The sequence below is a fragment of the Phenylobacterium ferrooxidans genome, assembly GCF_042714595.1.
In the GTDB taxonomy this organism is placed as follows: domain Bacteria; phylum Pseudomonadota; class Alphaproteobacteria; order Caulobacterales; family Caulobacteraceae; genus Phenylobacterium; species Phenylobacterium ferrooxidans.
Genome location: NZ_JAOTJD010000015.1, coordinates 62,898 through 76,212, shown reverse-complemented (window position 1 = coordinate 76,212; position 13,315 = coordinate 62,898). Strand labels below are relative to the sequence as shown.

Sequence of the window (13,315 nt, the reverse complement as noted above, 5' to 3'; positions counted from 1 at the left end):
GCGCTACTTCAGCTGGCAGATGTCGAGGACGTGCATGTCGGTATAATCGAGGTTCTCCCCGCCCATGGCCCAGATGAACCCGTAGTTGGAGGTTCCCGCCCCCATGTGGATCGACCAGGGCGGGCTGATCACCGCCTCATCGGCGCCGACCACGACGTGGCGCATGGCGTCCGGCTCGCCCATGAAGTGGAAGACCTTATTGTCCCCGGCCAGGTCGAAATAGAAATAGATCTCCGAACGGCGGTCGTGCAGGTGCGGCGGCATGGTGTTCCAGACGCTGCCCGGCTTCAGGAAGGTCACCCCCAGCAGCAGCTGGGCGGACTCGCAGATCCCCGGGATGATGTACTGGTAGATGGTGCGCTCATTGGAGGTCGCCGCCTCCCCGCGCTCCAGGGGGTTGGCCTGGCTGATGGCGATGTGCTGCAGCTTGCAGACCTTATGGGCGGGCGTGGAGGCCAGGTAGAACCTGGCCGGGTTCGCGGCGTCCACGCTCTCGAAGGTCACGTTCACCACCCCCATCGGGATGTAGAGCCCGTCGCGCGGGGCCATGTCGAAGGCCTGGCCATCGACGGTGATCCTCCCGGCCCCGCCGACATTGACCACACCCAGTTCGCGGCGCTCCAGGAACGGATGGCCGGCGGCCGACGCCGGCTCGCTCTGGGCCGGCAGCTTCACCGGTCCGGCCACCGGAGCCGCCCCGCCGATCACGAACCGCTCGTTGTGGCTGTAGTTCAGGCTGACCGTGTCGGCCACGAACAGGTCCTGCACCAGATAGCGGTCGCGCAGATCGTCATTGCCGGCGCCCTTCATCATGTCCGGATGGGTGGCGTGGTAGGTTTTCTTGAACATGATCAGGTCCTTGTAGGTCTTTCCTGCTCGCTCGCGGGCGTGCGCGGCCGCGACGCAAGCGTCTCGGAAGGCGGGGGTCGACCGCCCGCCCGACTTCAAGGTAACCGGTGTCATTACTGCGCGCAACGCTCTCGGGCTTGCTCGAGCTGGTCCGGCGATGAACTCTGTCGGTGTGCGGGTTTGAGAGAGCAGATGGCCGACTTCAAGGATCTCGACGAGCGCGCCTGGGCGATCCGCCGGCTCTATGCCGAGTTGGAAACTCAGCGCTATGGCCGGCCCTGGACCGCCGAGGAGGTGGCCCTGGGTTTTATGGGCGACGTCGGCGACCTCGCCAAGCTGGTGCAGGCTGCTGAGGGCGTGCGCGCGATACCCGACGCCAAGGCCAAGCTGGCCCATGAGCTGGCTGACTGTCTGTGGAGTGTCATGACCCTGGCCCGGCTCTATGAGGTCGACCTGGAGGCCAGCTTCCTGGGCACGATGGACGAGCTGGAGGCGCGGCTGCGGCCATGATCGCCTTCCGGCCGCTGGCGGCCGCCGACTTTCCGATGCTGACCGGCTGGCTGGCTGAGCCCCACGTCCGGCGCTTCGTCCAGAAGACCCCGATGACCCTGGAGGATGTCGCCACCAAGTATGGCCCCCGTGTCCGGGGCGAGCAGCCGATCATCTGCCATGTCGCGCAAAGCGACGGCGCCGACTTCGGCTACCTGCAGGCCTATCGCAACCGTGACTGGCCCGACGCCGCCGACGGCCAGACCGACGGGATCAGCCTGGACCTCCATATCGGTGAGCCGGCCTTCCTCGGCCGCGGCCTGGGCCGCGCCATGCTGGACGCCTATGTGCGCGGCCTCGCCCTGCCCCACTTCGCTCAGACCACCGCCTATATCGCCCATGAGCTGGCCAACACGGCGGCGCTGGCCTGCTCGAAGGTGGTGGGGTTCACGCCCCTGCGCGAGTTCGTCGAGGACGGCGAGGCGATGCTATTGCTGCGCCTGAAGCTCTAAGCCGCCTCCAGCCGCCGCGCCTTGGCGCCCGCCTTGTTGGTGAAGGCCAGCACCCCGTCCTCGATCTTCGTGAAGCGCAGGTTCATCAGGTCGAGCGCGTAGTTCTGATGCAGCTTCCAGGGCGCCTTGGTCCCCTGCTTTGGGAAGCTGGCCATGGCCCGCTGGACGTAGCCCGACGAGAAGTCCAGCCACGGGACCTCGCCGATATTCGGGTCGTCGTTGCGCGGCGTGACCTGGCGATTGCCGGTCTTCTTCATGTGATTCAGCAGGCGGCAGACATACTCGCAGGTCAGGTCGCATTTCAGCGTCCACGAGGCGTTCGTATAGCCGAAGGCCGAGGCCAGGTTGGGCACGTCGGAATACATCATGCCCTTGTAGGAGAGCGTCTTGCCGGGATCGATGACCCGGCCATCGACCGTGAGCTTCAGGCCGTTCATCGCCTGGAGCACCAGGCCCGTCGCCGAGACCACGATGTCGGCCTCCAATACCTTGCCGGACTTCAGCTTGATCCCGGTCTCGGTGAAGGTCTCGATATGGTCGGTCACCACCTCGGCCTTGCCGCTCTTGAGCGCCGTGAACAGGTCGGCGTCCGGCACCAGGCAGATGCGCTGATCCCAGGGATTGTAAGTCGGCGTGAAGTGGGTCGCGACGTCGTAGTCGGGGCCCATCTCCTTGCGGACCATCTCGATGATCCCGGCCTTCACCTTGGCCGGCTGCTTGCGGGCGTAGTTGTAGAAGACCATGCCGAACAGCACCTTGCGCCAGCGCGTGATGGCGTAGGCGAGCTTGGCCGGCAGCTTGGTGCGCAGCCAGTTGGCCTGTTTGTCCTCGCCCGGCGCGGCCACGACATAGGTCGGCGAGCGCTGCAGCATGGTGACGTGGGCCGCGGTCTTGGCCATCTCCGGCACCAGGGTCACCGCCGTGGCGCCCGAGCCGATCACGACCACTTTCTTGCCTGCGTGGTCGATGTCCGGGGTCCACTTCTGCGGATGGACCAGCTGGCCCTTGAAGCTCTCGACGCCGGGAAACTCCGGGGTGTAGCCGCCCGCATAGGAATAGTAGCCGCCGCACAGGAACAGGAAGTTGGCGGTGACGTGGCTGCGCTTGCCGTCCTTCTCCACCTCGACGGTCCAGGCCGCGTCCTCGGTCGACCAGGAGGCGCCCTTCACCTGGGTGTTGAACCGGATGTGCTGGTCGATGCCGTGCTCGCGAGCGGTCTCGCGGACATAGTTCAGGATCGAGGGGCCGTCGGCGATCGCCTTGGCCTGGGTCCACGGCTTGAAGGCGTAGCCCAGGGTGAACATGTCGCTGTCGGAGCGGATGCCCGGATATCGGAACAGATCCCAGGTGCCGCCGATGGCGTCGCGGCCCTCCAGGATCACATAGGACCGGTCGGGGCAGTTGGCCTGCAGGTGGTAGCCCGCGCCAATGCCCGACAGGCCCGCGCCGACGACTGCCACGTCAAAATGTTCGTTCGCCATACCCGATCCTCGAAATGTTGCGTGGCAGCATAGACACATGCCGCGCGCGGAAAGGAAGCCCCCACGCCGCCGCACTCGCCAAGCTTGGCCAGCGGGTGGAAACATCGGCTGATGACCGAGACCAAGTCCAAGCGCATTCCCTTCGACACCGACCTCGTCCGCCGCCTGGTGGCCAGCCAGTTTCCGCAGTGGGCCCACCTGCCCGTCCGCCCGGTGATCTTCGGCGGCAAGAACAACACCACCTTCCACCTTGGCGACGAGATGAGCGTTCGCCTGCCCAGCGCACGGGCCTATGTGGCCCAGGTCGAGAAGGAGCAGGCCTGGCTTCCGAGGCTGGCCCCGCAGCTGCCCCTGCCGATTCCCGAGCCGGTGGGCCTGGGGGAACCGGGCGAAGGCTATCCCTGGCCCTGGTCGGTCTATCGCTGGATCGAGGGGGAGACCGCCAGCCTGGAGCGCATCCCAGACCTGCCGCAATTCGCCCGCGACCTGGCGGGGTTCCTCACGGTGCTGCAGGCCATCGACGTGACCGACGGGCCGGCCGCGGGCCAGCACAACTTCTTCCGTGGCGGCCCGCTGGCGACCTATGACGACCAGACCCGCAAGGCGATCGAGGAGTTGCGCGCGAGCATCAACGGCGCGGCGGCGTTGGCGATCTGGGAACAGGCCCTGGCGGCCGAATGGACCAACCCACCCGTCTGGCTGCACGGCGACGTGGCGGCCGGCAACCTGCTGGTGCGGGACGGCAGGCTCAGCGCCGTCATCGACTTCGGCATCCTCGGCGTCGGCGACCCGGCCTGCGACCTGGCCATCGCCTGGACGCTGTTGCACGGGGAAGCCCGCGCGGCGTTTCGCGAGGCCTTGCCCCTGGATCAGGGGACCTGGGCCCGAGGCCGAGGCTGGACGATCTGGAAGGCGCTGATCGTGGCGGCGGGGCTGCCGGGGTCGAGCGAGGAGGAGATGGCGAGGAGCCGCGCGATCATTGTGGATCTGGTGGGGGAGCACACCACGTCATCCCGGCCGTAGCGCAGCGGAGAGCCGGGACCCAGGGGCGGAGCGCTGGGCCCCTGGGTCCCGGATCGCCTGTCGGCGTCCGGGATGACGGACTTTGTTGAGCGCGCCCTAAGCCAGCTGAGCCTTACGCTCCCGGCGACGCCGCGACAGGATGTGCTCGGTGTAGCCGTTGGGCTGCGACCGTCCCTCGAACACCAGTTCCAGCGCCGCCTGGTAGGCCACGCTGTCGGGGTTCCCGGTCATCGGCTGGTACAGGGCGTCGCCGGCGTTCTGACCGTCCACCACCTTGGCCATGCGGGCGAAGGTCTCGCGGACCTGGGCCTCGGTGCAGACGCCGTGGTGCAGCCAGTTGGCGATGTGCTGGCTGGATATCCGCAGAGTGGCGCGGTCCTCCATCAGGCCCACATCGTGGATGTCCGGCACCTTGGAGCAGCCGACGCCCTGGTCGATCCAGCGCACCACGTAGCCGAGGATGCCCTGGGCGTTGTTGTCCAGTTCCTGGGTGATGTCCTCGGCGTTCCAGTTGGAACGCGCCAGTGGCGGGGTCAGCAGGTCGTCGAGGCCGGTGGCGGACTTCGCGGCCGCCATGGTCGACTGCAGACCAGGCACGTCCACCTCGTGATAGTGCAGGGCATGCAGAACCGCCGCGGTGGGGGACGGCACCCAGGCGGTGTTAGCCCCGGCCTTGGGGTGGCCGCCCTTGGTCGCCAGCATGTTCTGCATCTGATCGGGCGCGGCCCACATGCCCTTGCCGATCTGCGCCTTGCCGGGGAAGCCCGTGGCCAGACCGATCTCGACATTGCGCTTCTCATAGGCCGGCAGCCAGGGCTCGGCCTTGATGGCGTCCTTGCGGACCACGGGGCCGGCTTCCATGGCGGTGTGGATCTCGTCGCCGGTGCGGTCGAGGAAGCCGGTATTGATGAAGACGATCCGCTCGCGGGCGGCGTGGATGCAGGCGGCCAGGTTGGCGCTGGTGCGGCGCTCCTCGTCCATGATGCCCAGCTTGACGGTGTTGCGTTCGAGACCGAGCGCGTCCTCCACCAAATCAAACAGGCGAACCGCCAGGGCCACTTCGTCGGGCCCGTGCATCTTGGGCTTCACGACATAGACCGAACCCGCCGGGCTGTTGCGGCGCGCGCCCTTGATGTCGTGCAGGGCGGCGGTGACGGTGACCAGGGCGTCCACCACGGTCTCGAACACCGGCGCGCCGTTGAAGCGCAGGGCGTCCAGCAGCATGTGGTGGCCGACATTACGCACCAGCATCAGGCTGCGGCCGCGCAGGGTGAGCTCGCCGCCCTTGGCGCTGGCATAGGTGCGGTCGGCGTCGAGGCGCCGCGTTTCGGTCTGGCCGCCCTTCTGGAAGCTGGCCGACAGGTCACCGCGCATCAGACCCAGCCAGTTGCGGTAGACCTGGGCCTTGTCCTCGGCGTCGACGGCGGCGACGGAATCCTCGCAGTCCTGGATGGCGGTCAGCGCGGCCTCCACCAGCACGTCGGAGACGCCCGCGGCGTCGTCCTTGCCGATGTTGTGGGCGCGGTCGATCTGGATCTCCAGGTGCAGGCTGTTGTGGGCCAGCAACACGCCCTCCGGCGCCTCCGCCGATCCCCGCCAGCCGGCGAACTGACCCGCGTCCTTCAGGCCGGTGGTTGCGCCGTCCTTCAGGCCGACCGCCAGGGCGCCGTCCTTGACCACATAGCTCGTGGCGTCCGAATGCGAGCCGCTCGCCAGGGGCGCCACGCGGTCCAGCAGACCACGGGCGAAGGCCACCACCTTGGCCCCGCGCACAGGATCATAGCCCTTGCCGCCGGTCGGCGGCTCCAGGGCGTCGGTGCCGTAGAGGGCGTCATAGAGGCTGCCCCAGCGCGCGTTGGCGGCGTTGAGGGCGAACCGCCCGTTCGAAACCGGCACCACCAGCTGCGGACCGGCGACCTTTGCGATCTCCGGATCGACGTTGACAGTCGAGATCTCGAAGGGCGCGGGCTCCGGCAGCAGGTAGCCGATCTCGCGCAGGAAGGCGATCTCCTCGGCGACGCTGAAATCCTTGCCCTTGCGCGCCTTCCACCAGGCGTCGATCTCAACCTGCAAGGCGTCGCGGCGGGCCAGCAGCTCGGCGTTGCGCGGCGTGAAGTCGGCCAGGATGGACTCCAGGGCCGCCCAGAATTTCGCCGGCTCCACCCCCGTGCCGGTGAGCAGCTCCTGCTCAACAAAGGCGTGCAGGATGTCGTCGACGGTCAGGGTGCTGCTGATGTCCATGTGCGTACCGGGCTCTCGAATTGGGCGTTCAAGGGCTCGCCGCACCGGCGACGCGCCCCACTCAACGGGCGCTTTACTGCACGGAAGCGCGCGGCTTTGAAGCCCCCATTTTCAGGGAGGGCCGAAGTTTCAGCTGTCGGAGAAGCCAAAGGGCAGGCTGGTGCGGCGGATGTCGTCGGGCAGGATCTGGCGACCGATGGGGGGCGCCGAGCGGGCCGTGCATTCGGTGCGGTGGCACAGGCGGCAGGTCACCCCGATGGGAGTCGCGGCCTCCGGCGGCAGGTCCTGGGTGTAGACCAGCTTGCCCGCGTGCTCGGCGGCGCAGCCGAGCGCGATGGCCCGCTCCACCCTTGGACTGCCGAAGGACCCGCCGCCGGCCGTCACCGTGCGGGCGATGGAGAAGAACCGCTGGCCGTCGGGCAGTTCCAGCCACTGGGTGACGATCTCGCGGGGCGTCTTGAACACCTGGTGCAGCGACCACAGGGGACAGCCGCCGCCGTGCCGCGCGAAGGGGAAGCCCGCCCCGTCCAGGCGCTTGGAGACGTTGCCGGCCGGATCGACGCGGATGAAGAAGAACGGCACCCGCTCCTGTCCCGGCTTCTGAAGGGTCGTCAGCCGGTGGGCGGTCTGTTCGAAGCTGGCGCCGAACTGCCGCGCCAGGGCCTCGACGTCGTAGCGGCGGGCCTCCACCGCCCGGGCGAAGGCCGAATAGGGCATGATCACCGCAGCCGCCGCATAGCTGGCGAGGGCGCGCCGGGTCAGGCGCTCGCCGCTCTCGGTGACGAAGGTCCCCTCGGCCAGGACGGCGTCCACCTCGTCGCGCATTTCCAGATAGGCCAGCTGCAGGGCCAGCTGGAACATCTGGCTGGCCGTATCCAGGCCGTCGTCCAGCAGGATCTCCTTGCGGTGCCAGTCCAGCCGCCGGATCGAGCCCACCATGACGGCCGACGGCATGCGGCGAACCCGCAGGCCATGCCGCGCCTTCAGATATCCCACCAGGTTGTCCTGTCCGGCGACGCCCTGGGCGATCCGCTCGGCGGCGTCGTCCAGGCTGGGAAAGCTGTTGCGCCGGGCGGCCAGGAAGCGCCGGGATTCGGCGACGGGATCGGTGGCGTCGCTCCCCTCCCCGCCGGTCTCATGGGTTTCCGCACCCCGGTCGGCGAGGGCCAACTGCTCCTCGCGATAGGTCGTGTAGAGCCTCAGCAGGGCCTCGGTGATACCGGGGAAGTTGCCCGACAGGTCAGAGGTTTCCAGGGCCGGAAGGTCGATGTCGGCGAACATCGGGTCCTTCAGCACCGCCTGCAGCCGCGCGGTCTCGTCGGCCCCGCTGGTCCCGGCCAGGGTCGACATGTCCAGCTTGTAGGTCTGGGCCAGGCGCAGCAGCATCTCGGCGCTGAGCGGCCGGTGGTTGCGCTCCAGCAGGGCGACGTAGGAGGCCGAGACCTCCAGGTCGCGGGCCATGTCGGCCTGGGTCAGGCCAAGGTCCCGACGCAGGCGGCGCAGGCTTGGCCCCACATAGAGGCGGCGTTCAGCGACCATGTTAATTACAAATCCTGTTGTCGAAACATTACAACATGACAACGACGCCGCGTAAAGTTCGACAACTAGACCTCGCAGGCTCTCCCCAAGGCGTGAGCGGCTCTGCTATCGCCCCGCTCAACATCACTCCTGGCATCGAGGCCGACATGGCGTACCAAGATCATATCATTCAGATGGGCCAGCTCATCTCGTCGAAGAAGGGTCCGTGGGAGGCGATCGACGCCGAATCCGTGGCCCGCATGCGCGTCCAGAACCGTTTCAAGACCGGCCTGGAAATCGCCCGCTACACCGCCGGCATCATGCGCAAGGACATGGCGGCCTATGACGCCGACTCCTCGCAGTACACCCAGTCCCTGGGCTGCTGGCACGGCTTCATCGGCCAGCAGAAGCTGATCTCGATCAAGAAGCACTTCGGCACCACCGACCGCCGCTACCTCTACCTGTCGGGCTGGATGGTCGCCGCCCTGCGTTCGGAATTCGGCCCCCTGCCCGACCAGTCGATGCACGAGAAGACCTCGGTGCCGGCCCTGATCGAAGAGCTCTACACCTTCCTGCGCCAGGCCGACGCCCGTGAACTGGGCGGCATGTTCCGCGACCTCGACGCCGCCCGCGCGGCCGGCGACAAGGCCAAGGAAAAGGCCATCATCGACGCCGTCGACAACTATCAGACCCACGTCGTCCCGGTGATCGCCGACATCGACGCCGGGTTCGGCAACGCCGAAGCCACCTACCTGCTGGCCAAGAAGATGATCGAGGCCGGCGCCTGCGCCCTGCAGATCGAAAACCAAGTCTCCGACGAAAAGCAGTGCGGTCACCAGGACGGTAAGGTCACCGTGCCGCACGAGGACTTCCTGCAGAAGGTCCGCGCCTGCCGCTACGCCTTCCTCGAACTGGGCGTTGAAGACGGCGTCATCGTCACCCGCACCGACTCGCTCGGCGCCGGCCTGACCAAGCAGATCGCTGTCTCCACCACCCCGGGCGACCTGGGCGACCAGTACAACAGCTTCCTCGACTGCGAAGAAGTCGCCCCGGCCGACATGAAGAACGGCGACGTGGTCCTGAACCGCGACGGCAAGCTGCTGCGTCCCAAGCGCCTGCCTTCGAACCTGTTCCAGTTCCGCGAAGGCACCGGTGAAGACCGCTGCGTCCTCGACTCGATCACCTCGCTGCAGAACGGCGCCGACCTGCTGTGGATCGAAACCGAGAAGCCCCACGTCGAGCAGATCGCCGGCATGATGGACCGCGTCCGCGCGGTGATCCCCAACGCCAAGCTGGTCTACAACAACAGCCCGTCCTTCAACTGGACCCTGAACTTCCGCCAGCAGGTCTATGACGCCTACAAGGCGGCCGGTAAGGACGTCTCGGCCTATGACCGCGACAAGCTGATGAGCGTGGACTACGACACCACCGAACTGGCCGTGGAAGCCGACGAACGCATCCGCACCTTCCAGGCCGATGGCGCCAAGCGCGCGGGCATCTTCCACCACCTGATCACCCTGCCGACCTACCACACCGCGGCCCTGTCCACGGACAACCTGGCCAAGGAATACTTCGGCTCGCAGGGCATGCTGGGCTACGTGAAGAACGTCCAGCGCAAGGAGATCCGCGAAGGGATCGCCTGCGTGAAGCACCAGAACATGTCGGGCTCCGACATCGGCGACGACCACAAGGAATACTTCGCCGGCGAAGCGGCCCTGAAGGCCGGCGGCGTCCACAACACCATGGGCCAGTTCGCCTAAAGCGACCTGATCTAAGGATAAGAACAGGACGGCCCGGAGCTCACGCTCCGGGCCGTTTTGCTTGGGCCGACGCGGGTGCTAACTCAGCCGCACCCGCAGACGAGGCGCCGCATGACCTTGCCCCATCGCCCACGCGCCGTGATCTTCGATATGGACGGCCTGTTGTTCGATACAGAGGCGCTGTGGCAGGAGGCGCTTCTGGCCGCCGCCGCCGAGGCTGGGCACACGATTCCGGACGCGGTCTACAACGGGTCGATCGGCGTGCGGCGGTCGCAATGCGGGCCCTTGTTCCGATCGCACTTCGGCGAGGACTTCCTGTTCGAGGACTTCCACGCCGATTGGCGGCGGCACTTCTGGCTGGTGGCTGAAAACCGGCCCGCCATGAAGCCCGGCGTTCTGGAACTGCTGGACGCCCTGGACCAGCTCCGGCTGCCGCGCGCCATCGCCACCTCTTCATCCCGCGCGAGCGTCGATCGTCACCTGGCCTCGCACGGCCTGACCGAGCGCTTCGACGAGATCGTCTGCCGCGGCGACTACGAGAACGGCAAACCCGCGCCCGATCCCTTCCTGAAAGCCGCTGAGCGGCTCGGCGTCGAACCCGGGCTCTGCCTGGCCCTTGAGGACTCCCACATCGGCGTCCGGTCGGCGGCGGCGGCCGGCATGATGACCGTCATGGCGCCGGATCTGATGGCGCCGACGCAGGACATTCGCGCGCTCTGCGTCCTTGTCGTCCACGACCTCCATGAGGTCCGCGATGTGGTTGGTGAGCCTGGGCGCTAGTTCGTCGTCCAGGCGACGTCCCAACTCGCGTGACGCCGTTCTTCGAATGGTGCAACCTGCCCTGGAGGCTTCCGGGGGGAAGGCATGGACGGCAAACAAAACCAACCGACGGTCAGCGGACCCGAGCCCTCGGGTTTCTCGACGCTCTGGGCTCGGCTCAAGGGGGCGCTGGCCGCCCTGGCCGCGCGGCGACCGAGGCCCGCCGACCCGGCGCCTCGCGAGAAGGCCTCCCGGCGGGCGGCCAAGGCCCGCCAGGACCCGGCGGAGGCGGCGGAGGTGAAGGCCTGGCGCAAGGTCCATGGGCGGCCGGCGTTCTGGATGGCCCCCTTCTTCTTGGTGTTCGCCGCCCTCTATGCGGTCCCGCATCTGGCGCTGATCCTCGAGCCGCAGGCGCCGCGCAGCCTGATCACCGCCCTGGTCGCCGCCTTGCCGGACTGGGCCGAGCCGCTTTCGGCGATGCTGGCCGGGTGGCTGTGGGCGCCATGGTGGCTGGGGCTGATTGGCCTGCTCTTCAGGCTGCGGGCCGCCTGGACGGCCGGCAAGGCCGTGCTCGACGCCGTGGGCTGGGGGATGGCCGCCCTGGTGGTCGAGGGAGGCGCCTGGCTGTACTTCGGCCGGGAAGCGCTGGAGACCTTCAGCGTGGCGGAACAGACCGGCGCCTGGCGGCTGCTGGCGGCGGAATTCATCTTCCTGTTCCTGACCGCTGTGTTGTTCGGGCCCGACACCAACCAGCGCGTCCGCTTCGAGCAGAGCTAGAGCGGGTTCTAGGCCGTCGCCAGGGCGTGGAACTCCATGATCGCGCCGTAGCCGCCGAGGCCATAGCCCATAGTCAGCTGCTCCAGCTCCAGCATGTTGTGCATCAGCAGGATGGCCACCGAGCCGTCGGTGGGGTCGGCCTGCCACCAGCCGCCATAGGCGCCCGGCCAGCCCACCGTGCCTGCCCCGCCCTTGCCGCGGATCACCGGGGCGGTGGCCGGATCCATCGTCACCGCGACCCCCAGGCCAAAGCCGCAGCCGGGGCCGAAGGTCGGCATGCCGAACATCAGGGTTCCGAGCCGCTGGGCCTCAGTCAGCCGGTTGGTGGTCATCAGGGCGAGGGTCTGCGGCGAGAGCAGGCGTCCGTCCACGAAGGTCCGCGCGAAGGCCAGGTAGTCGTCCACCGTCGACCAGAGCCCTGCCCCGCCCGAGGCGAATTCCATGTCGTCGGGTCGCTCAGGCAAAGCCGCGCCGCCCGGCACGGCGGGCAGCTTCTTCAGCCGGCCCTCCATGTCGAAGCCGTAGAGCCCGGCGCGACGATGGCGCGTCTCCGGCGGCACGGAGAAACCAGTGTCGGTCATGCCCAGGGGCTCGAACACCCGGTGACGCAGCACCTCTTCCAGGGGCGCCCCCTCCATCCGGGCCAGCAGCAGGCCCAGCAGGTCGGTGGACCGGCCATAGGTGAAGGCCGCCCCAGGCTGACCCACCAGCGGCAGGGACGCCAGGCCCGCGATCCAGGCGTCGGGCGACAACGGGCTGTCGAGGTCCGGCCCCAGCACCGCGCGGTGGGCGGCGTCGATGGGGCCAGTGTGGAAGCCCGCCTGGGTCAGGCCGGCCCGGTGGGTCAGCAGATCCTCGAAGGTGATCTGGCGATCGGCGGGCGTGGTGTCGTCCAGCGCCCCGTCCGGATCGCGCAGCACCCGCATGGCCAGGAACTCCGGCGCCACGCGGGAGATCGGGTCCTCCAGGGAAAAGCGGCCCTCCTGCAGCATCGTCATGGCCGCCGCCGAGACAATGGGCTTGGACATCGAGGCGATGCGGAAGATGGAGTCCCGCTGCATCGGCAGCCCGGCCTCGATATCGCGCCATCCGACCGCGGCGACCTTGGCCTCCCCGCCCCGCCAGACCAGGCCGACGGCGCCGGCCAGCTCCCCGGCCGCCACCACCGCCCCCAGGGCCTTTTCGATCGCGTCCATGCCGACTCCTTAAAATATGCCTCCTATAAAATAGACTTCCTATTAATTGGCAACGCCCTAGATTCCTCCCATGACCGACGAGACCCGCCGCAGGCCCAAGGGCGACAAGCGCGCCCGCACCCGCGCCGCCCTGATGGAGGCCGCCCGCCAGCTGACCCGCGAAAAGGGGTTCGAGGCGGTCACCCTGGAGGAGGTGGCGCGCCGCGCCGGCATGACCAGCGGGGCGATCTACGGCAACTTCAGGAACCGCCAGGATCTGTTCCTCGCCATCGCCCAGACCGACTGGGCGCCCATCAAGCCGGTGATCGCGCCAGGCTCCAGCTTCCCCGAGATCATGCGCGCCTTCGCCGAAGCGACCTTGGCCGCCGTCCCGGACCTGCGGCTGGCGGCCCCGGCCCGCCTCAGCGGCATGGCCCACACCCTCAACCACGAGGAGGTCCGCGCCCAGGTCCGCGAGATCACCGCCCAGAGCTATGCCGGCGGCGCGGCCTGGCTGGCCGACATCATGGAGGCCGGCGACAGCCCCATGGCGCCCGAGACCCTGGTGGTGGTGATCCACGCCCTCACCGAGGGCCTGCTGTTCCAGCGGTTCATGACCCCGGACCTGGTCCCCGACGAGGTGTTCTATTCAGCCTTCGCGGCCCTGGCGGCCCGTCCGCGCTAGCGGGCCTCGCAGGCGGCCCGCCGTCTTCTTTTCTTCGGCCCCCTGT

The 13,315-nt window shown here is 68.1% G+C and carries 12 protein-coding genes; 7 read left to right on the top strand and 5 right to left on the bottom strand.

Annotated elements, in window-relative coordinates:
* Window positions 1-3: 3 nt before the first annotated feature.
* Window positions 4-849, bottom strand: coding sequence for a 5-dehydro-4-deoxy-D-glucuronate isomerase (gene kduI, locus OCL97_RS09730; protein WP_377369711.1), 846 nt, complete (start codon window positions 847-849; stop codon window positions 4-6).
* A 192-nt stretch (window positions 850-1,041) separates the two neighbouring features.
* Here kduI and OCL97_RS09725 point away from each other — a divergent pair, with 192 nt between their 5' ends.
* Both OCL97_RS09725 and OCL97_RS09720 read left to right on the top strand, forming a co-directional pair.
* Complete coding sequence (locus tag OCL97_RS09725) at window positions 1,042-1,359, top strand: MazG nucleotide pyrophosphohydrolase domain-containing protein (protein ID WP_377369709.1); 318 nt, start codon at window positions 1,042-1,044, stop codon at window positions 1,357-1,359.
* Window positions 1,356-1,850: a GNAT family N-acetyltransferase gene (locus OCL97_RS09720; protein ID WP_377369707.1), complete on the top strand. Its 495-nt coding sequence runs from the start codon at window positions 1,356-1,358 to the stop codon at window positions 1,848-1,850. Before OCL97_RS09725 ends, OCL97_RS09720 begins: the two co-directional genes overlap by 4 nt.
* Here the strand turns inward: OCL97_RS09720 and OCL97_RS09715 are convergent.
* Complete coding sequence (locus tag OCL97_RS09715; RefSeq protein ID WP_377369705.1) at window positions 1,847-3,331, bottom strand: flavin-containing monooxygenase; 1,485 nt, start codon at window positions 3,329-3,331, stop codon at window positions 1,847-1,849. The two genes, OCL97_RS09720 and OCL97_RS09715, sit on opposite strands and share 4 nt — an antisense overlap.
* Before the next feature lie 111 nt (window positions 3,332-3,442).
* Here OCL97_RS09715 and OCL97_RS09710 point away from each other — a divergent pair, with 111 nt between their 5' ends.
* Window positions 3,443-4,354, top strand: coding sequence for an aminoglycoside phosphotransferase family protein (locus OCL97_RS09710; protein WP_377369703.1), 912 nt, complete (start codon window positions 3,443-3,445; stop codon window positions 4,352-4,354).
* Window positions 4,355-4,450: 96 nt separating this feature from the next.
* Here OCL97_RS09710 and OCL97_RS09705 read toward each other — a convergent pair whose 3' ends face one another.
* Together OCL97_RS09705 and OCL97_RS09700 are read right to left on the bottom strand one after the other, a co-directional pair.
* Window positions 4,451-6,595: a malate synthase G gene (locus OCL97_RS09705; protein WP_377369701.1), complete on the bottom strand. Its 2,145-nt coding sequence runs from the start codon at window positions 6,593-6,595 to the stop codon at window positions 4,451-4,453.
* A 129-nt stretch (window positions 6,596-6,724) separates the two neighbouring features.
* Window positions 6,725-8,134, bottom strand: coding sequence for a helix-turn-helix domain-containing protein (locus tag OCL97_RS09700; RefSeq protein WP_305705162.1), 1,410 nt, complete (start codon window positions 8,132-8,134; stop codon window positions 6,725-6,727).
* A 146-nt stretch (window positions 8,135-8,280) separates the two neighbouring features.
* Between OCL97_RS09700 and OCL97_RS09695 the strand changes: the two genes are divergently transcribed.
* The 3 genes from OCL97_RS09695 to OCL97_RS09685 all read left to right on the top strand — a co-directional run bounded on the left by OCL97_RS09695 (window position 8,281) and on the right by OCL97_RS09685 (window position 11,409).
* Window positions 8,281-9,873: an isocitrate lyase gene (locus tag OCL97_RS09695; RefSeq protein ID WP_304783114.1), complete on the top strand. Its 1,593-nt coding sequence runs from the start codon at window positions 8,281-8,283 to the stop codon at window positions 9,871-9,873.
* 111 nt (window positions 9,874-9,984) lie between these two features.
* On the top strand, window positions 9,985-10,653 hold the full coding sequence (locus tag OCL97_RS09690) for an HAD family hydrolase (protein ID WP_377369699.1): 669 nt from the start codon (window positions 9,985-9,987) through the stop codon (window positions 10,651-10,653).
* Between the two features lie 84 nt (window positions 10,654-10,737).
* Window positions 10,738-11,409 (top strand): hypothetical protein, encoded by a 672-nt coding sequence (locus OCL97_RS09685; RefSeq protein WP_377369697.1) that lies wholly within the window; start codon window positions 10,738-10,740, stop codon window positions 11,407-11,409.
* A gap of 8 nt (window positions 11,410-11,417) precedes the next feature.
* Here the strand turns inward: OCL97_RS09685 and OCL97_RS09680 are convergent, their stop codons facing one another.
* On the bottom strand, window positions 11,418-12,605 hold the full coding sequence (locus tag OCL97_RS09680) for a serine hydrolase domain-containing protein (RefSeq protein WP_377369695.1): 1,188 nt from the start codon (window positions 12,603-12,605) through the stop codon (window positions 11,418-11,420).
* A 70-nt stretch (window positions 12,606-12,675) separates the two neighbouring features.
* On the opposite strand from OCL97_RS09680, the gene OCL97_RS09675 reads away from it, so the two are divergent.
* The gene (locus OCL97_RS09675) at window positions 12,676-13,269 is read left to right on the top strand and encodes a TetR/AcrR family transcriptional regulator (protein WP_377369693.1); all 594 of its coding nucleotides are present in this window, start codon (window positions 12,676-12,678) and stop codon (window positions 13,267-13,269) included.
* Window positions 13,270-13,315 lie beyond the last annotated feature (46 nt).